Here is a 19,322-nt window from a genome sequence, read left to right as displayed (position 1 = left end):
GAATGTCAGTTTGTTTTTTATCATAATACTAGAATTACATATTAAAAGAAATGGGGAGAAACGAAAATGGAGATTTGTACAGTAACGTTAGCAAGAGTTGGAGACGTAGTGCCATTATTTAATGCCTATCGAGAATTTTATGGTCAACTATCCGACTTAGATCAGGCTGAGCAGTTTCTCATGGAGCGTTTAAATAAGGAGGAGTCGGTAATTTTTCTAGCTTATTTGGATGCGCAGCCAGTTGGTTTTGCCCAGCTCTATCCTATTTTTTCATCTGTTGCAATGAAAAAGGCCTTTATTTTAAACGATTTATTTGTGGCAGAGCATGCCAGGAAACAAGGAGTAGCGCAGGACCTAATTGAACAGTGTTATTCATACTGTTTACAGAATGATGCACGTTATATAGCTTTAGAAACAGCGACAGACAACGTTCGTGCTCAAAAACTATATGAGAAGCTCAGGATGAAAATAGATGATGGAGTATTTCATTATATTAAATATTGGTAAAAGGAGGTTCGAAAAATGACAGTAACAATTAAACAATTAACAACGCAGCAGGAATGGATGGAAGCGTATACCGTTTTGGTGCAGCTTCGTACAGAATTAACATTAGAAAAGTACCTTCTATTATTAAAGGAAATGATCCAAGACGGCTATATGTTATTTGCTTTATACGAAAACAAGAAAATGGTTGTTGTCGCCGGATTAAGTTGGAGAGTCAACTTTTACAGTGAATGCCATATGTTTGTCTATGATTTAATAACGGATGAGGCCTATCGTTCAAGAGGCTATGGTGAGAAATTATTGCATTATCTTCACCAATTGGGCAAAGAAAATGGCGCGCACTATATTGCTTTAGAGTCTGGCATTCAAAGAATGAGTGCGCATCGTTTTTATGAAGATCGATTAGGATATGAAAAATGGTGCTATTCTTTTCGAAAAGCATTGTGATGAAATATTGAACGGAATCCGAATAAAGAGTGAAAGCGACTAGAGTTTTTCTAGTCGCTTTTTAAATACTTATATACTGATTAACAATTAATATTTAGTTATAAAAGATAATTATTTAACGATTATCATTAAAATTATCTTGATTTCAACTCGGCTATTTAATATGCTTAACAAGAAGAAGGACAGCAATATAGAGTACCGGCTACTTTTCCACATTAAGCGGCGGAAAAGTAGAAGTTACCGGCGCAATTCGAACATTAAGCGGCGGAAAAGCAGGAGTTAGCGGCGAAGCTTCCACATTAAGCGGCGGAAAAGCAGGAGTTAGCGGCGAAGCTTCCACATTAAGCGGCGGAAAAGCAGGAGTTAGCGGCGAAGCTTCCACATTAAGCGGCGGAAAAGCGGGAGTTAGCGGCGAAGTTTCCACATTAAGCGGCGGAGAAGCAGGAGTTAGCGGCGAAGCTTCCACATTAAGCGGCGGAAAAGCAGATGTTACCGGCGAACTTCAAACAACAACCAGCGATTTCCAGAAAACACCTCATCATCGCTCGTCATTCTTCATGTAAAACATTTTGAACAGGGGGAAAAATTATGGTTTTGGAAAGTGCAATAAGTGCAATTATTCAAGTCATTTTATTTTCAGTTATACCGTTTATTTGGTGGTTTTTCTCAGCAAGAAAGGAACAATCATTTTTAAGGTGGCTCGGCCTTCAAAAGCCTGTCATTGAAAATAAAGGGAATTATTTTGTATGGTTTTTATTCATTATTGTTTTATTATCCGCACCACTTTTTATAATTACCTATTTCTACCTAGACAGTTCAATCTTAGCGTCCAATCGTTTTATAGGACTTGGTTTTTCAGCGCTCATACCAGCCTTCTTCTATGCAATTGTACAAACAGGATTGTCAGAGGAGCTTATTTTCAGAGGCTTTTTAATGAAAAGATTCATGAATAAGTTTGGTTTTCAAATGGGAAATATCATGCAAAGTTTACTTTTTGGCATTTTACATGGATGGATGTTTTATTCTTTTGTTCCTTTTGGAGTTGTAGTATTAGTTGTTATGGCAACCGCGTTTGCAGGTTATTTAATGGGATGGATAAATGAACGAAAATCCAATGGTTCCATCATAACAAGCTGGGGCATACATGGTATTGGCAATCTGATTGCCTCCTTCGTGGCAATGTTTAATGTGCTCTAAAGACCTAGCTCATTTGCATTTCATCATGTTCGATTGCATAATAAAGCAGAGAGGTGATAGAAATGCAATTCATCGAGCAGGTAGTAAAAGGATGCTTGATTGTCGGTTTTATATTATTGGGAGGGCGTATGATCACTGCAATATGCCATTATTATAATATAGCTTTTACGACTTTTTTCGTTGATTATCATGTTGCCTCACTAGTTATACTATTAATAGGTATTTTAAGAACTGAGATACTTAATAGACGAAAAAGGAAGGGACGAGCATAAATGACGGAATGGCCAAAGGGAGTAGCGAAGCCTGCTATACGTGCATTGAATGCGGCAGGCTATACACAATTAGAGCAATTGGAAAAGGTCGATTTATCAATGTTGAAAAATTTACACGGGATGGGACCGAAAGCGCTGGCGGCCATTGAAGTAGCATTGAATGAAGGTAGGAAGCATAGTGAATAAACTGACATTATTTTTATTGGCAATGGTGGTCTATTATATTTTTGTTGTTTTCGTGATTAGCAAGTTATTTATTATTCCTCTCATGAAGTTTATGGCGCTTGTATTCTTCCTTGGAGCAGGCTTTATTTTTTCTCGGAAAATGCGGAAGAAACTACAGTAGGAGGAATTATGAAAATTACAAAACTAGCCATATTTTATTTGTTCATTTTTATTTTAACAATATTACTATCACTAGCAGGAGTTCGCCTATCCATTACAATCGGCATCATTGCCCTTATTGTGATCGCAATGATTTATAGACATATACATATTTTATTTAGGACAAATAATATGAAGATGGTAGATAAACTAGTAAAAGATCGTAAAAATGATCCGTTTTTTGCCTATCTTTACGCTGTTGCTTATGGTACAAGGGAAGACCAACTTCACTCATTAGAAACAGCCATCGTAAAATATAAGCAGCCAGCTATGAAGTATAACTGTAAATTTATAAAGGCAATCATGGAAGAGAATTTAGAGGAAGCAAAGGATGCGGCTAATAAAATAAATAAAGAGCCTTTAACTAGCTATGCAAAATGTTATATCGCTGCCTTTGAAGGACGAACAACTGACATGCGAAGTGATCAGCTTACACAGCCGTGGATGCAGCCAGCAATTGAAGCGGTTTATGCATACAAAATGAAGAATGAAACAGCCCTTCATCATTATGCCCAGGAAAGCATTGAAATGGCTCGTGGTGTACAAAAATATGTGTTAATACATACATTTGAAAAAATGAAAACGGATCTGTAAAAAATAGGATACTTGATGCTTTTGGGTGTCAGGTAGCCTATTTTTTTACTGTTATTTATCATACATTAGTACAGCGTTAAGGGTATGCTTTATTTCTTCTTACTCAATAAAATCCCACGAACGACTCCCATTATAAATATAGTACATAGTACAAATAAAAATAAATAAGAATGCCACTGCTGTAAAATACGGTTATGACCTAAAGCGACTGTTAAGTCATTGAAAAGTGAATATGTAAAGTACAGTAGTATACTATTTTTGATGAGACAAAAAGTAATGATTCCATTTTGTCTCTGTACATGTGAGAGAGTGGGCTTACTTTTACGTAGGGTAGGATAAGCGGCTCTAACCTCTAAGTATTGTAAAAGTAAAAATAGCATGAAGGCAATAAAGGGTAAATAAAAAATAGCGATTTTTGGGCCAAATTGTGCATGCTCACTCGAAAAGCTTTGCAAAACAGGTATAGATGCGGGGAGCTTATTGTATTGAATAAGCGTTGCCGTAATGCCAGCTAAAAAAATGGTCGCGACAATAAGCGTTAATGACTTACAAAAACGCGGTGTAGGTGTTTTTTGTTGTTCAAGCATTCGTTCACCTCATAGTTCATTATCTATTATGCCTCTGCATAATTGCGTCTGGAATCGGCTTTGTGCTTAGGCCTGCGCGAAGCAGGTCAGTTAGCCGTTATCGCATGGGTGCGATGATTTTTAGGCTAACATCCTTTATTAACTCCTTTCCGATTCCATGACATCTGCCGGAGGCTTTAACTTCTGTAGCTGACGTTTCACTGTTGCTACTAAAAGATTTGTAGCTGACGCTTCGCTTTCGGTACAAAAGACATTTGCTGAAAGAAGTTAAATAGCAGTCTGTTATACTGTATCATATGAATACCATCATGTGTGTCATAGAAAGAAGGATTAAATGGAATACTTGTTGTTTTTACTTATAGGTATCACTGGCAACGTCATTGGAACGTTAGTGGGAGGTGGTGGGTTAATTACATTACCGACCATGATGTTAATGGGGGTACCAGTTCATTCAGCGATAGGCGCAAATAAGGTTTCTAATATGGTCAGTGCTTTTTCAAGCTTCTATACGATTTTTAAAAGAAAAGAATTGTTATGGTCAGAAATGCGTTCAGTATTACTTGTTTCCCTAGTAGGTGGTACCCTTGGAGGGCTGTTTGCATCGTTTATGAGCAGTCAAACATTGACGTTCATCGCGATTATTTTATTAGGCTTTGCACTTGTTATGTCCTTTATAGGTGGGGCTGAATTTGGAGAAAAAGAGAGCTTTACAATGAATCGCAAAAACGGTCCAATACTTCTTGGTGTTGGCTTTTATGATGGGATGTTCGGTCCTGGGAGCAGTACGCTGGCACTTTATACATATGCTCATGAGAAAATCTCTTATATGAAAGCTGTAGGCCTGTCACGTGTAGGTGTTTTTGCGATGTGCTCAGGAGCTGCAATTACGTATATTGCCACAGGTAAAATTGATTGGCCATTGACCATCGTTTTAATGGTTGGTTCTGTAATTGGTGCGCAAATAGGAATTATCCTTGCAAGAAAGGTTAAGGCAAATCAAGTAAAGCTATTGCTACGTATTGTAACCATTGTGCTAATAGTACAGCTCTTGTATGATTTTATCTTCATTCAGTAGAAGACACCCATTTATGAAGGTGATGAGATAAATGGAGATGAAATTCCTTTTCAGTGGATATCCAAACATCTACTGAAATAGAGGAACTCAGTCTAAGAACGCCACGTCCTGTGGCAACGACTGAGTGACCAACATCTTGTTGGCCCAAAGTCTCCGGCAGATGTCACGGATTTTGAAAGGAATGAATATAAGGATGTTAGCCTAAAACCTTCGCATCCTGCGAAAACGGCTAACTGACCTGCATCGTGCAGGCCTGAGCACAATTCAAAATCTGGACGCAATTACGCCAAGGCGAAATTGATAAAACAGATATAGGGAGGCGATATCCATGTTTGAAATCACACCTTATCCATCTTTTTCGTGGTCACTGTCACGTCATAAAACGTTAACAAGCTGTGCGCGAAAATATGGCTATGAATATTATTTTTCTCATAATGGCTGGCTAAGCTACAATGTGGAGCCATATCATCAACATGTCTATCGCTTAAAAAAGCTGCAATCCATGCCGATTTTATTTGGGCAAATCGTCCATCATTTAATAGAGCAATCGATCAATGATTATTTGCAAACTGGCAAGGCGCCTACTGTTGCTGAACTAGTAAATCGTGCGCGTGGTCAGCTTAATGCTGCTTTTATCGATTCTACACGTCATGTAGATTTATGGAGACATAAGCCGAATAAATATTATATGATGCAGGAAATTTATTACGAAGGTCAGTTAAATCCTGAACTTGTACAGGACTATAAGGAGCGAATGACGGCTGTCTTTGACAACTTTCTTAACAGTGAAACGTTCCAGCAAATTACTGGACACAAAGGCTCCCTAAGAATCGGTGAGCCTGAACAATTTCGTTCCATGAAAATCGAGGGGATACAAGTTTTCGTCGTAATGGATTTTCATTATTATGACGAGATGGCAGACAAATGGATTATTATCGACTGGAAAACAGGCGGAGAGTCCGATGATGATCGCCAGCAATTAGCGCTCTATGCATACTATATTCAGCAGAAATATCGCGTATCTCTTGACCAAATTGATGTCTATAACGAATATTTATTGACTGGCAAACGAAAAAAATATTCCTTTACAACATTTGATATGGACAATATTTTACATACGTTTCAGCGAAGTGTGCTGGAAATGAAAAAGTATCAGGCTGATATTTTCTCCAATGAACCCGTGGATTTCGAGGAATTTGAGCAAACCCTTGAAAAATGGCACTGTAAAGGGTGTAATTTTAAAGAATTATGTGTGCAGAATTGAGTAGAAGATGGAGCGAGTGATCAAAAAAGTGCCAACTAAATGAAGGCATCAAAATAGTCACTAGCATTATTTTTTATCTTTACTAGTTAAATGGCTTTGAATGTTAACCGTCATTTTTATATCAGAGTGCCTAGAGATGATAAATTATTTTGAGGAAAATCACTCTATTTTTGTTAAATTACTTCCATTATCACGTTCTTATTGGTAGGATATTGGATTGTAAGTATATTATACTAAGAAATTGTGTTTTCCATACTAAAGCTGAGTAGGGAGAGAATAATGAAAAAATTATTTATTGGGTTACTAGCAGCATTTATATTTGTGGTAGTAAATCCAACGAAATCAGAAGCAAAAGTGATGTATGATGGAGCAGAAGTTGTAAAAGGGCAAACGGGAAAAATGACCTTTAAAAAAGACATCAAGGTATACAAGAGAAATCCAGATGGTTCGTTTGATTCGTTAGTAGTTAAGCGAAATAATTTCTTTAAAACGTATGATATTGAGAAATATGATGGCAAAATATTTTACCAGATGAGGCAATATAGGGTACAAGCAACGGATTTAGTAGTTTTCAAAGAAGTACCAATAAAAATTCGTTCATCTTTCTATAACAATCCAACTTATATTTATTTTAATCGTGATGGTATTACTAATAATTACGGAAGTTACTTCAGAGAACAAGACCAATGGTATATTTCTTTCTCGGATACAAATAATGGACAAAAACTTAATTATTGCGCTGCCGATAATGATGGTACTTACGATCCGTGTATTTATTATCTTGGTACAGATCTAAAGATCGCTGAGACAATATCGAGAGAAAGCAATGTACGTTATGAGTTAACAAAAGATGCAGGTGGGAAAAGCACGCCATTAAACGGAGCTAAAACTGAAACAATGTATGCAAAGGGAAATACTTTTTCATCGCATGGTACTGAAATTAATGGTTATCTAGAAGTATTAAGTGAATCGGATCCAAAAAGTTACACTTGGCTTCCGGTAGATTTATTAAAGCCAGTTAAGTGATAGATTAGGAATTATATAAAGCCCTCTTATTAATATTTGTTAAGGGGGCTTTTTGTATAGTAGGTTGACATGCGGATAATTGTACATAAGTAGTACACCGAATATAGAAAATTGGCTGGAATGGTAGAAGGGTGAATTAGGTTAAGGTAAAACACACTGTTTTTGTTAAATTTATCTTGCGTTATTATGTTCTTGTTAGCATGTGATACGAAGGAATTTTGTTTTCTAAACTTAATTTGTGTAGGGGGAGAATAATGAAAAAATTATTTATTGGGTTACTAGCAGCATTCTTATTTGCAGTAGTAAATCCAACAAAATCAGAAGCAAAAGTGATGTATGATGGAGCAGAAGTTGTAAAAGGGCAAACAGGAAAAATGACCTTTAAAAAAGATATCAAGGTGTACAAGAAAAATCCAAATGGCACATTTGATTCGTTAGTGGTTAAGCGAAATAACTTTTTTAAAACGTATGATATTGAAAAATATGATAATAAAATATTCTATCAAATGGGGCAATATCGCGTACAAGCAACGGATTTGGTAGTTTTCAAAGAAGTACCAATAAAAATTCGTTCATCTTTCTATAACGATCCAACTTATATTGTTATCAATCGTGATGGTATTTATAATATGGGATATTACGGAAAATACTTCCAGGGTGGTGGTATTGGTGGTATTTCTTTCTTGGATACAAATAATGGACAACTGCTGAAGTTTTCCGAGAGCTATGGCGGTGAAGGGTTATGGTATGATAAATATCCTGGTACAGATCTTAAAATCGCTGAGACAATATCGAGAGAAAGCAATGTACGTTTTGAGTTAACACAAGATGCTGGTGGGAAAAGCACGCCATTAAATGGAGCTAAACCTTTAACAATGCATGCAAAAGGAAGCACTTTTACATCGCTAGGTGTTGAGGTTAATGGTTATCTATATGTGGACAAAGGCTTAGAAGGAAATGGCGAACAATATTTTTGGCTTCCGGTAGATTTATTAAAGCCAATTAGAGATAAGTGATAGATTAGGAATTATATAATGCCCTCTTATTTATGATAAGGGGGCTATTTTATATGGTAGGTTGACATGCGGATAATTGTACACAATTTATAAGTAGTACACCGAATATATAAAATTGGCTGGAATGGTAGATGGGTGAAATTATGTTATGGAAAAACACTCTACTTTTGTTAGATTTTTGACACCCTTAATTTCTATTGATAAAATATTACATTATTAGTATATAGTACTAATAAATTATATTTTCTAGGGGGAGAATAATGAAAAAATTATTTATTGTGTTACTCGCAGCATTTGTATTAGCTGTAGTAAATCCAACAAAATCAGAAGCGAAAGTGATGTATGATGGAGCAGAGGTTGTAAAAGACCAAACAGGTAAAATGACCTTTAAAAAAGACATCAAGGTGTACAAGAAAAATCCTGATGGTACGTTTGATTCGTTAGTGGTTAAGCGAAATAATTTCTTTAGAACGTATGATATTGAAAAATATGATGGCAAAACATTTTACCAGATGGGGCAATATCGAGTACAAGCAACGGATTTGGTAGTTTTCAAAGAAGTACCAATAAAAATTCGTTCATCTTTCTATAACAATCCAACTTATATCTTTATTAATCGTAATAGTAATATCGCAACTTACGGAATGTGGTTCAATGAAAGTACCAACCCAGGCTTTTCTTTTACAAATAATGGACAAATACTTTCTTATTGCGGTCCCAATGATGTTAGTTCTAAAGAGTGTATACAGTATCCTGGTACAGATCTTAAAATCGCTGAGTCGAAAAGAAGCGAAATAGGCGTGCGTTTTGAGCTAACAAAAGCTGCAGATTTTAAACTCGATCCAATAAAAGCATCTGCAACTATAAGTACATTGAAAAAGGGAAGCATTTTAGTTTCAGAAGGTCTTGAAATTAATGGTTATCTAAGTGTAACTTGGAAAAGAGATGACAACAACGAGTCCAAACATTGGATTCCAGTGAATTTATTAAAACCAGTTGTAGATAAGTGACGGATTAGGAACTAAATAGCTCTCTTAATAAATATTTGTTAAGGGGGCTATTTTATATGGTTGATTGACATGCGATAGGATGTTTGTCGATGTCTTGGGCTGTTTTGAGGAATTTGAGCAAAACCCTGATAAATGGCACTGTAGAGGGTGTAATTTTAAAGAATTATGTGTGCAGAGTTAAGTAAAAGATGGAGCATATAGAATGTCATACCTAACTAGGTGTGGCATTTTATTATGTTTCATATTTTTTGTAATTACAACCCATTATATAAGTAGATGGGAGGTGTTGATTTATGGAGTATGAATATAAAGTAAAGTTTTACTTTGACGAAGGCCGTGAAGAGGAATATAAAATCAAGAATAATATTGAACAAGAAACATTTACAGAAGAACTTTCTGATGTGTTAAATGAGAAGTCTTGGTATTCATTTACTGAAACAGAACATTATAAAACGATTTTAATTAGTACTAAAGAGGTTTATCAAGTAGTAGTAGAAAAAAATATTTTAGAATTTGATTAATCAAATGTATTAAGTCACATCTAACTCGGTGTGGCTTTTTAGCTTTAAAAAAGGTTGTTTTCTAAAAGTATGTTGCTATTAAAAAATAAAGACAGGATAAATCTACAAATTCTTGTAGAATCAATTCTGTCTTTATTTTGATTTTTCGTAAATTGAAGCGCACGCTGTAAAGGATAGTATTATTAAAGATTCACACTTGGAGGTTTTACAAAGTGGAGTAATGACAACAGATCGTTTAGTTGGGGTGTATATTACGATTCAACAACGAGAAAAATAAACAAAGTGAAGTCCAGTTACTCAATTAATATTGAGCCCGGACTTTAGTTTATGGTATGTAAGATCCCGTACAGAATTACTACCTTCTTGCTTGAATTAAGGTGAACCATATATTCCCATTAAATTCCCCGGAAACTCTATATACTGGCTGATAGAAGCCCTTCGTGTCATACATATACGAAAGCTCAATTGTTTCTATTTCAAGTTGGTCCCCTTTTTTTATAGCAAGTTGTTCATCTGTTATCAGAGCATTAATTTTTATTTGGGGAAATTCGCCTTTCTTTATTCGCTCATACACTTCTGCAGGAGATAGTATATTCACTTCTCGTATAAATTGATATTTATTAAGATTATTTGTTAACGAATAAACACTGCCATCTTGTTTAAGACCAAGTGTTAAATCTCCAGCCCAATAATCTATGTTAAGATCATGATTATCCGGAAGATTCCATTCAAATTCGCCATTTTCCAATACAGTAAATTCAGCTTCTTGGGGTAGTATAGAAAGTTCGCCCATTATTGCCTTCGCCTTTTCGATCATTGGCTTGTGCCCTGCAGATGAAGTTTGCTCCGGCGTATAATTTTTCGCTGTTAACGACCAATTTCCCTCTGAACTTATAAACAATGTGTATTGGACTCCTGCTTTGTCTTCCAATAGAAGCTCACGATCGTCATTAAAAACCTGTGTATTCAACTCTGATAATCTTAATTTCTGTTGCAACAGAGCTTCCACTCCATCATTATTAACGATTTTCTTATAGACTGGGGCAGCTGTGGGTAATGAGCTTAATTCCAATGAAGTTGATAAATGAACATCTGACATATTCGATTTTGTATAGAAGTTTATTGCTAAATTACCAAACTCCTGCTGGGCGTAGAAAATATTTATACCAACAAAAATCAAACCCATCGATAGAGGTATTGCAAGGTTTCCAACCAGACTTTTTATTTTTACTTTTTTGTTATGAGCAATGGAAGCCACTAGTCTATATAACTGATATCCAATAATACCGCCGAGTGAGTTGTTAATTATATCATCAAGCTCAAAAATCCCTGCTCCTGAAAGTGTCTGATACGTTTCAATAGATACCGTAGCACTTACAACTACAAGAAGAAGCCACCTAAATTCTTTAAATTTTTGGCTAATTAAAGGCAACATTAATCCTAATGGAATAAACATTAATATATTAAAAATACAATTTTGAAGATCACGTAAAGAGTATTTATTCCACGCTTCAATATAACTACTGAACGGATGAAGGTTCATCTGCAAGTAATGAGAAGTGCCACGGCCAAAAATAGTTAGCTCAAACACAAAAACAATATACCCGATGAAGACTGCACCAAGAAGAAGTTTCTTTATGTGAATCTTTTTTTTTTGATCTGATTGTTGTTTCCTATAATAGAAATAATATAGTGCAATAAGCATGAACTCTATTCCAATAATAATTATTACTGGCAACATTAATTGTCGAATATAACTAGAAATTTCTGTAATATCCAAGGTATGATTCTCCTTACTTATTTTATTTTGGATGATTTCCACACATTTCTAGCGGTCTTCACATGAATAGAAAATTACCCAGATTTTCTATTGGTTTATATTTCATTGATTCCTTCACTTTATTATTATTGTAAATGGAAATTATTAATAATTAATGAGGTTATTTATGAAGATTTCTTAAGAACTTGCACTATTTAAATATGATGTATGTATCTAAGTCGGGAAAAGTAAAAAAAGATATATAAAATCAGCATTGAAGATTCATTTCAAGCGTTCTGTTTTGCAAAACATGAATCATACAAGCAGGATAGTTCAATAAGGACATAAACAATAATAGATGAGAGATTATTAATGTAAAATAGAAAATGATGTTTAATTTTGGAACTTTTCCCTTGATTTTACGTATATCTATAAATAGTATTTAATGGAGGGAGGGAATTACATGGCTAAAAAACAAAATCATATTCCGTTTTTGAAAAGATCTTGGGTAACTTCTATTGGTGTATTCGTATTGTCACAAATCATCTTTATTACATTTGAAGTAACAGGGTGGATACCTAATTATCGAGATATTAGTGGAACGTTATTTGGCAGAATTACTGAATCTTCAATTTTCAGAGAGTGGTTTACTTTTTATGAAACACAACATTTCAATTTACTTACTATCGTTTTTGGCGTCATATTTCTCGTACCTGGAATAATAGGTGCGATAAAAAACGTTTTTTCACCAAGGTCTACATAAAAAAAGACTACTGTCGTCGAGCAATATATAAGGGTACTTTAGTTAAAAAGACAATAGATCATTGTGTTTAATTATAAATTGAAAAAGGATTTAATAAAAAGATTACAAGGAGAATAATTTTATGACTAAACAACTTTTAAAGGGGATGGAAGGTGTTTTTATTCCTGTTAAAGACCCAAAAATTTCAGCCGATTGGTATGCAGAAATACTTGGTTTTAAATTAATCTACATTGAAGAAGAGGCTGCTGTGATGAAGATTGCTGAACATTCTCAAACCGTAGTATGTTTGGTTAGAACTTTAAATCATAAGCCAATGAAGTTTCCGAATAATAATTTTGGTGTGGGAAAATATTATAATTTCATTCCTAATAATGATATTGAAAAAACTTATAAATTTCTAACTGAAAAGAATGTAAAGGTAAATCCTATTCATGGAGAGGGTTCTTCGAAATTCTTTACCTTTTATGATCCAGACGATAATCCTTTAGGTGTTTGTCAATAAAATCCGATTAAAGCCCCACTTAATAAACCAATGGAATTTGATAGTGAAAAGGAGATTTATTTATGCCTATATTAAAAGATTGCTTTAGTAAACCTAGTTGTGAAGTTGAACTAAATATCAAATTTGTTAATGATGAGAGTGTAAAATTTCGCATTGATTTCCGCTCTGGTCATGCTTTTCCTGAGGTGAATACGGAAATCGCTTGTTTAAAAAGAGACTTCCTAAAGTTATTAGATGATCTGCAGCATATTGATAATATCCATCTAAGTATGCTAGAGTTTCATGATCCAGGACTATGTATTTACCATATTCCTGAATATGGTACCTATCATTTTCCTGGATATGGTCTTTTTCAAATGCCTGAGCAGGAAAGACAAGAAAATGAGCCTCGTATTAAATTAATTTTTGTATTGGATGCCGGTGAGAAAAATCATTTAGCTGCAACGGAATGTGGACCTGCATTATGTTTAATCGTAAAAATGGAACAAATTAAGGAATTTGTAGATAGTTTAAAAATGGAGGTTAATTTATAGTATAGAGGATTTTAGTATATTTCTCATATTCGCTTTATTTAAATAGATAGAAAATATTAAAAGGTGCTGCTCCATAGTCAAAAAACTACAGCGACAGCACCAAGCATTTATTAGTGGAAATATTTATCGACACGTTGAAGTACTTCGTCAGCAGAAAGACCATCAGCATCAATAACAGGTCCTGCCATGACAGGATCGCTAATTCCCATAATATCTCTGTCTTGCCCAGTGATTACACAGGCATCACATTTTTTTGCATCTTCTTCAGTACGAAGTTGAATAACTTCATAACCTTTTGCTTTTAAAGCGTCTTCAACGTTTGTTAATGTTTGTTCTACACCAATTATTTTAGACATTATTCTTCCACCTCCTATATGTAATGTGTCATATAGGCTTGCTAATTATTCACTTAATTCATTTTTTTGTTATACATAATTTTAACTTATTTCAGTGGGGGTACAAAAATCCACTTAAATAAGTTAAAGCCTCCGGCGGATGTCACGGAAATCGTAAAAGAGTTAATAAAGGATGTTAGCCTAAAAATCATCGCACCCATGCGATAACGGCTAACTGACCTGCTTCGCGCAGGCCTAAGCATAAAGCCGATTCCGGACGCAATTATGCCGGGGCATAATTGATTGGATTGAAATTGAGATTGAGTAAAATGCATTTTTATTGGAGCAATGATATTGGCAATTATAAATGCTGAATAGGAGGATTTTAAATGGGAAGTCTAAAGAAAAAATAATTAGTATGTTATTTAATGCGGGACCACCAAAGCCTGTTGTATTGTCGGAAGGCAAAGAGGTACCAATAGTTCAAGGTACATATTGCTAGCAAAAAATTATAACTAATGAATGTGTTGATAAAATTTCACCAACAGAAATTATTGGTAATAAAAAAATTGGTCCGTTTTCTGTTTCACCCAAAAGTGAAATCAAAATCAATTTTAAGAAACAACCTATTGATGGGATCGAAGTAGAAAGGGAGATAAATGACGATGAGATTGAACCAATAAAAATGGATATTAATGTTTTTTCTGCACCAAAAGAGAAGGGGATTTATATTTATAGTATTTTTGGAAGGTGGGCTAAAGGAAGTTCTTCTTATATTTTTGCTATAGAAGTAAAATGATTACACTACGGTATAGACTTTGAAAAAATCCCCAATAATTATTGTGGAATCAACAAAACAAAATGATTAGGTACCTAATATAAAATGAATCCTAGTCATTTTATTAACTTCCTTAAGTCAAAAAAAGAGGAATCCCAACAGTCATTTCAATGAATGTTGAGACACCCCGATCCTTCCACTTATTGTGGAAGATATTCTTGGCTGTTAATTGTCACTTTAGAAGCTGAAATAAGAATTTCTTTATTTGCTTTAAAATATGGCTCTAAAATATTGTGAAATGCTTCCCATTTCTCGTCAATTTTTGCTTGTTCTTCTTTGTTATCTAGCTTTAAGATTTCCTCATAAAGCTGTTTTAATTGCTTGCTATCCGCTTCATTAACTTCGAATTCAAAGTCAGCCATGTACTCTTCAAATGTTTGAGGTTTTATGAACTGATTAATGATGTCATAGAATTCACCGAATAGTTTATCAAACAATTCAGGATTGTCATCTTTTTCGGCTTTTCGGGCATCCTCATAAATATTTTTTAGTTCTACTAAAGTTTCAGCAGGGATATCTAATTCCATGTCTTCCATGTACTCTTCAAATGTTTGAGGTGGATAAAGTTCATCTAAATATGGTTGAAGGATTTCATAAAATTCATCCATTTTTTCGTTAGCTTTTTCTTCTTGACCATCTTTTTCGAGTTTTACCCATTCTTCGTAAGTAGCTTTAAGCTGTTTCTTATCATGTTCTGCAATAACTATGTTTTTTTCGCTAAAACCATAATCCCCTATATATTCTTCAAATGTTTGAGGTTCCCAATTAGCTAATATATATGGTTTTGTGATTTTATACATGTCTTGGTGAATTTTATCAATTTCTTCAAATTTCTTTTCTAATTCTTCTTCTGTCATTTCTTTTGACAATTCTTTTTGCAGTTTTTTCGTTTCATTAAACAATTTTTCTAATTTTGTTAGCTCTTCTTCCGTTACCTCTTTAGGCAACCCTTTTTTATAAGCTTCAAATGTAAAGAAGTCTAAATAATCCTCTGCTACGCTACCTTCAACTGTGATTTCCTGTCCTTCTACTAAGTTCATTTTTTCTATTTGTTCATCAGAAAATTTATAGAAGCCGATATAGTAGTTTTTACCATCTCTACCTTTTAGATCAATCCCATCTCCATAAATGCCTTTAATCGTTCCTGTAATTTGTTGTTCGATTTGAACAGTAACACCATTTGTTGGTTCTACTGAAGTAGCACCTGCTTGAAGTGGCGTCAGAACAGCCATTCCTATTGTTAGTGCTGATGCAATCATCCAAGTTTTTTTAATCGGTTTTTTCATGATCATTTCCCCTTTTATTTACTCTGGAACTTAAAGTTTCCAATATTTAGACGGATTACCAGTAGAAAAGGTTCGTTGTTTTTTAAAAAATTTTAAAACATTCCATGTTAAGTGCTTAAATAGTTGTATAACATCAAAGTTTGAGCGGTCTGATTAAATACAGTACCAATAGTACAAGGTACATATTGTTGGAAAAATCTTATAAATAATGAATGCGTTGATTAAATTCTACCACCAGATATTATTGCTAATAAAAGAATTGTTCCGTTTTCTGTTTCACCTCAAAGTGAAATTAAGATTAGATTTAAGAAACCACCTATTGAGGGGATAGAAATAGAGAAATGGTTAAGCAGCGATAAAATTAAGCTAGTAAAAGTACAAGGTAATGTTTTCTCTGTTCCAAAATAGAAGGGGACTTATATCGGAAGATGGGCAAAAGGAAGTTCTTCTTATATTTTTTCTATAGAAGTAAAACTGATTGCACTATGGTATAGACTTTGGAAAAAATCCCTAAATATTATTGTGGAATTAAATAAAAGAGGAATCCCAACAATCATCTTAAATGATTGTTGAGATATTCTTTTACTTATTGTGGAAGATGTTCTTGGCCGTTAATTATTACTTTAGAAGCAGAGATTAGAATTTCCTTATTTGCTTTAAAATAGGGCTCTAAAATATTGTGAAATGCTGCCCATTTCTCTTCAATTTTTGCTTTGTCTTCTTTTATATTTAGCTTTAAGATTTCTTCATAAAGCTGTTTTAATTGCTTGCTATCCGCTTCGCTAACTTTGAATTCATAGTCAGCCATGTATTCTTCAAATGTTGGAGGCTTTATGAATTGATCAATGATGTAATAGAATTCCTCCCATAATTTCACAGACTCATCAGCATTGTCATCTTTTTCTGCTTTTTGAGCATTATCATAAATATTTTTTAGTTTTGCAAAATCTTCAGCAGGGATATTTAACTCAAATCTTTCGATAAATGCCTCAAATGTTGGAGTTGGATAAAGTTTATCAAAATAGGGTTGAAGGATTTTGTGAAACTCATTCATTTTTTCGTTAGCCTTTTCTTCTTGACTATCTTTTTCAAGCTTTACCCATTCTTCATAAATAACTTTAAGCTGTTTTTTATCATTTTCTTCTATAACTATATTTTTTTCACTAAAGCCGAAATTTTCTATATACTCTTCAAATGGTTCAGGTTGCCAAGTAGCTAAATAATATGGCTTAATAATTTTACTCATGTCTACATAAATTTTATGCATTTCTTCATATTTCTTTTCTGCCTCTTCATTCGCTTTTGCAGCTTCTTTTTGCAGCTTCTTCGCTTCGTTAAACATTTTTTCTAATTTTGTTAAATCTTCATTTGTTACCTCTTTAGGCAATTCTTTTTTATAAACTTCGAATGTATAGAAGTCTGAAAAATCCTCTACTGCGCTGCCTTCAACTGTGATTTCCTGTCCTTCTACTAGGTTCATTTTTGCTATTTGTTCTTCAGAAAATTTATAGAAATTGATATAGTAATTTTTACCGTCTCTACCTTTTAGATATATCCCGTCATCACTGATTCCTTTAATCGTTCCTGTAACTTGTTGTTCGATTTGAATAGTAACACCATTTATTGGTTCTATTGAAGTAGCTCCTGCCTGAAGTGGTGTTAGAACTGCCATTCCTATTGTTAGTGCTGATGCAATCATCCAAGTTTTTTTAATCGGTTTCTTCATGATCATTTCTCCCTTTTATTTACTCTGGAACTCAACTCTTCCAATATTTAGACGAATTACCAAATGAAAAGGTTCGTCTTTTTTCGAAAAAATTAAAAAATTTAAACATTTCATGTAAAGTGATTAAATAGTTGTATAACAAAAAAGTTTGAGACTTCAGAAGAATTAACGACAAGAAACTAAATTTGGTATGACGAAAATCTTATATCTGATGGTATTAACAATTGTCTTAATAGTATTAAAGCTCACGGATGTTATAGCATGGTCTTGGTGGTTAGTGCTTTTGCCAGCGATCATATCCTTTAGCATCTACGCATTAATTTTGGTGATGAAGTTAGTAATGGTGATGATAGCGGTAGTGGCAGTGAAAAAACGTAAAGAACTGTAGAATGGAGAATTAAATAAAGGGGATGCATACTAATGATTCAAGCGGTGATTTTTGATTTAGATGGAACATTGTTAGATCGTGACAGTTCATTTCGCTCATTTATTGAACACCAATACGAGCGATTAAAGCCGAATCTATCACATATTTTAAAAGGAAACTATGTTCAACGCTTTATTGAGCTGGATAGTCGTGGCTATGTATGGAAAGATAAAGTCTATCAGCAATTAATCGAAGAATTTTCTATTGAGTTATCTCCAAAAGCAATGTTAGAGGATTACATACGGGAATTTAAGCATTATTGTGTTCCATTTGTAAATTTGCATAGCATGTTGCACAATTTGAAAAAGCAAGGCTTAAAACTTGGCATGATTACAAATGGTTATGGGCAATTTCAATTAGATAATATACGAGCGTTAGGAATTGAAGATGAATTTGACGTGATTCTTATTTCAGAATGGGAAGGCATCAAAAAGCCGAATGCAGAAATATTTGATCGAGTGTTATCTAAGCTAGAAGTGTCAGCTAATGAAAGTATTTACGTTGGAGATCATCCTTTTAATGATGTGGAAGCTGCTAAAAAAGTAGGGATGATGGCTATTTGGAAAAGAAATGATGCATGGCAAAGTGTTAAAGCGGATTACATCATTGATAATTTGATAGAAATTCAAGATATCTTAAAGGTTTTGCAAAAGACATGAAAAATCTAAAATTCATACACCTTCTGATTTTAGGAGATATTAAAAGGAAAATAAAATCAGGAGGATAAAATAACATTTGTAGAAAATGAGTGTATGTCTTTTACTACTTCTATATTTTCAAGTTAAACATGTGGAAGCATTTACTACGGATTTAGAAAAAATCTATTTAGAAGGTGGAGAGTATACAGAAGTTAATGAAGCGATTCAAGAAAGTGAAGCGTTTTTTAAACGTGATATACCTTTACCCACACGACTTCCACCTATTACTTTCACACATGTTTTTGGATCATTTAATCATAAACAGCCTCAACTATCCATCGAATATTTAGTAGAGGACGCAGGTCGTACACATTATACGATAGTAATAACCGACAATGAGTATGGGCGCTCATATCCTAAGCGTGCGAAGACAGTAAAATTACCTGATGGAAATGAAATGATTTATTTTAAAAGCTCAGATTTTGTAATTTATAATATCGTGAAAAATAAATTTCAATACAATTTTATTGTTGATGAAGTCAGTGCAAAAGCTATTACCGTTGATGGCATAGTGAAAATAATTAATTCCATGAGATAGTGGGGAAGGCCAGTGATTCA

The 19,322-nt window shown here is 34.0% G+C and carries 23 protein-coding genes; 18 read left to right on the top strand and 5 right to left on the bottom strand.

Translation table 11 applies throughout. The features are described from left to right. Positions 1-66 precede the first annotated feature (66 nt). From ABH968_RS19445 to ABH968_RS19420, 6 genes are all read left to right on the top strand, one after another. Complete coding sequence (locus ABH968_RS19445; RefSeq protein ID WP_370046618.1) at positions 67-507, top strand: GNAT family N-acetyltransferase; 441 nt, start codon at positions 67-69, stop codon at positions 505-507. Positions 508-522: 15 nt separating this feature from the next. Further along, positions 523-951, top strand: coding sequence for a GNAT family N-acetyltransferase (locus ABH968_RS19440; RefSeq protein ID WP_370046616.1), 429 nt, complete (start codon positions 523-525; stop codon positions 949-951). 588 nt (positions 952-1,539) lie between these two features. Next, the gene (locus ABH968_RS19435; RefSeq protein WP_370046615.1) at positions 1,540-2,148 is read left to right on the top strand and encodes a CPBP family glutamic-type intramembrane protease; all 609 of its coding nucleotides are present in this window, start codon (positions 1,540-1,542) and stop codon (positions 2,146-2,148) included. A gap of 272 nt (positions 2,149-2,420) precedes the next feature. Next, positions 2,421-2,606 carry a helix-hairpin-helix domain-containing protein gene (locus ABH968_RS19430; RefSeq protein ID WP_370046613.1) on the top strand — a complete coding sequence of 62 codons (186 nt, stop codon included), beginning with the start codon at positions 2,421-2,423 and terminating at the stop codon, positions 2,604-2,606. Beyond that, the gene (locus ABH968_RS19425; RefSeq protein WP_370046611.1) at positions 2,599-2,766 is read left to right on the top strand and encodes a hypothetical protein; all 168 of its coding nucleotides are present in this window, start codon (positions 2,599-2,601) and stop codon (positions 2,764-2,766) included. Before ABH968_RS19430 ends, ABH968_RS19425 begins: the two co-directional genes overlap by 8 nt. An 8-nt stretch (positions 2,767-2,774) precedes the next feature. Continuing rightward, positions 2,775-3,398 (top strand): hypothetical protein, encoded by a 624-nt coding sequence (locus tag ABH968_RS19420; RefSeq protein WP_370046610.1) that lies wholly within the window; start codon positions 2,775-2,777, stop codon positions 3,396-3,398. A gap of 89 nt (positions 3,399-3,487) precedes the next feature. Here the strand turns inward: ABH968_RS19420 and ABH968_RS19415 are convergent, their stop codons facing one another. Continuing rightward, the gene (locus ABH968_RS19415; protein ID WP_370046608.1) at positions 3,488-3,985 is read right to left on the bottom strand and encodes a DUF1648 domain-containing protein; all 498 of its coding nucleotides are present in this window, start codon (positions 3,983-3,985) and stop codon (positions 3,488-3,490) included. Between the two features lie 334 nt (positions 3,986-4,319). On the opposite strand from ABH968_RS19415, the gene ABH968_RS19410 reads away from it, so the two are divergent. The 6 genes from ABH968_RS19410 to ABH968_RS19385 all read left to right on the top strand — a co-directional run bounded on the left by ABH968_RS19410 (position 4,320) and on the right by ABH968_RS19385 (position 9,897). Further along, positions 4,320-5,060, top strand: coding sequence for a sulfite exporter TauE/SafE family protein (locus ABH968_RS19410; RefSeq protein ID WP_370046606.1), 741 nt, complete (start codon positions 4,320-4,322; stop codon positions 5,058-5,060). Between the two features lie 328 nt (positions 5,061-5,388). Next, a complete protein-coding gene (locus ABH968_RS19405) occupies positions 5,389-6,324 on the top strand; it encodes a PD-(D/E)XK nuclease family protein (protein ID WP_370046605.1) in 936 nt (311 codons plus the stop codon). Between the two features lie 279 nt (positions 6,325-6,603). Beyond that, positions 6,604-7,350: a hypothetical protein gene (locus tag ABH968_RS19400; protein ID WP_370046603.1), complete on the top strand. Its 747-nt coding sequence runs from the start codon at positions 6,604-6,606 to the stop codon at positions 7,348-7,350. A gap of 254 nt (positions 7,351-7,604) precedes the next feature. Beyond that, complete coding sequence (locus ABH968_RS19395; RefSeq protein WP_370046601.1) at positions 7,605-8,366, top strand: hypothetical protein; 762 nt, start codon at positions 7,605-7,607, stop codon at positions 8,364-8,366. A gap of 260 nt (positions 8,367-8,626) precedes the next feature. Then, complete coding sequence (locus tag ABH968_RS19390; protein WP_370046599.1) at positions 8,627-9,376, top strand: hypothetical protein; 750 nt, start codon at positions 8,627-8,629, stop codon at positions 9,374-9,376. Positions 9,377-9,669: 293 nt separating this feature from the next. Then, positions 9,670-9,897: a hypothetical protein gene (locus ABH968_RS19385; protein ID WP_370046598.1), complete on the top strand. Its 228-nt coding sequence runs from the start codon at positions 9,670-9,672 to the stop codon at positions 9,895-9,897. A 355-nt stretch (positions 9,898-10,252) separates the two neighbouring features. Here the strand turns inward: ABH968_RS19385 and ABH968_RS19380 are convergent, their stop codons facing one another. Further along, complete coding sequence (locus tag ABH968_RS19380) at positions 10,253-11,677, bottom strand: VanZ family protein (protein WP_370046596.1); 1,425 nt, start codon at positions 11,675-11,677, stop codon at positions 10,253-10,255. A 442-nt stretch (positions 11,678-12,119) separates the two neighbouring features. Between ABH968_RS19380 and ABH968_RS19375 the strand changes: the two genes are divergently transcribed. From ABH968_RS19375 to ABH968_RS19365, 3 genes are all read left to right on the top strand, one after another. After that, positions 12,120-12,419, top strand: a complete 300-nt coding sequence (locus ABH968_RS19375) for a YfzA family protein (RefSeq protein ID WP_370046594.1) — start codon at positions 12,120-12,122, stop codon at positions 12,417-12,419. Between the two features lie 121 nt (positions 12,420-12,540). Next, positions 12,541-12,921, top strand: a complete 381-nt coding sequence (locus ABH968_RS19370) for a VOC family protein (RefSeq protein WP_370046592.1) — start codon at positions 12,541-12,543, stop codon at positions 12,919-12,921. Between the two features lie 62 nt (positions 12,922-12,983). Further along, complete coding sequence (locus tag ABH968_RS19365) at positions 12,984-13,454, top strand: hypothetical protein (protein WP_370046591.1); 471 nt, start codon at positions 12,984-12,986, stop codon at positions 13,452-13,454. Between the two features lie 110 nt (positions 13,455-13,564). Here ABH968_RS19365 and ABH968_RS19360 read toward each other — a convergent pair whose 3' ends face one another. The 3 genes from ABH968_RS19360 to ABH968_RS19350 all read right to left on the bottom strand — a co-directional run bounded on the left by ABH968_RS19360 (position 13,565) and on the right by ABH968_RS19350 (position 17,639). Further along, positions 13,565-13,810 carry a YkuS family protein gene (locus ABH968_RS19360; protein WP_370046589.1) on the bottom strand — a complete coding sequence of 82 codons (246 nt, stop codon included), beginning with the start codon at positions 13,808-13,810 and terminating at the stop codon, positions 13,565-13,567. A gap of 957 nt (positions 13,811-14,767) precedes the next feature. Beyond that, complete coding sequence (locus ABH968_RS19355; RefSeq protein ID WP_370046588.1) at positions 14,768-15,913, bottom strand: hypothetical protein; 1,146 nt, start codon at positions 15,911-15,913, stop codon at positions 14,768-14,770. A gap of 586 nt (positions 15,914-16,499) precedes the next feature. Continuing rightward, positions 16,500-17,639, bottom strand: a complete 1,140-nt coding sequence (locus ABH968_RS19350; protein WP_370046586.1) for a hypothetical protein — start codon at positions 17,637-17,639, stop codon at positions 16,500-16,502. Between the two features lie 190 nt (positions 17,640-17,829). On the opposite strand from ABH968_RS19350, the gene ABH968_RS19345 reads away from it, so the two are divergent. The 3 genes from ABH968_RS19345 (at position 17,830) to ABH968_RS19335 (ending at position 19,302) form a co-directional block, all read left to right on the top strand. Further along, on the top strand, positions 17,830-18,027 hold the full coding sequence (locus ABH968_RS19345; protein WP_370046584.1) for a transmembrane Fragile-X-F protein: 198 nt from the start codon (positions 17,830-17,832) through the stop codon (positions 18,025-18,027). A gap of 32 nt (positions 18,028-18,059) precedes the next feature. Beyond that, positions 18,060-18,725, top strand: coding sequence for an HAD family hydrolase (locus tag ABH968_RS19340; protein WP_370046582.1), 666 nt, complete (start codon positions 18,060-18,062; stop codon positions 18,723-18,725). Positions 18,726-18,810: 85 nt separating this feature from the next. Continuing rightward, on the top strand, positions 18,811-19,302 hold the full coding sequence (locus ABH968_RS19335) for a hypothetical protein (RefSeq protein ID WP_370046580.1): 492 nt from the start codon (positions 18,811-18,813) through the stop codon (positions 19,300-19,302). The last annotated feature ends 20 nt before the right edge of the window (positions 19,303-19,322 follow it).

It is taken from the genome of Lysinibacillus sp. RC79, from assembly GCF_041262405.1.
GTDB lineage: Bacteria > Bacillota > Bacilli > Bacillales_A > Planococcaceae > Lysinibacillus.
Note: the sequence above shows the minus strand (reverse complement) of the source record. Positions and strands in the feature narration are given on the sequence as shown.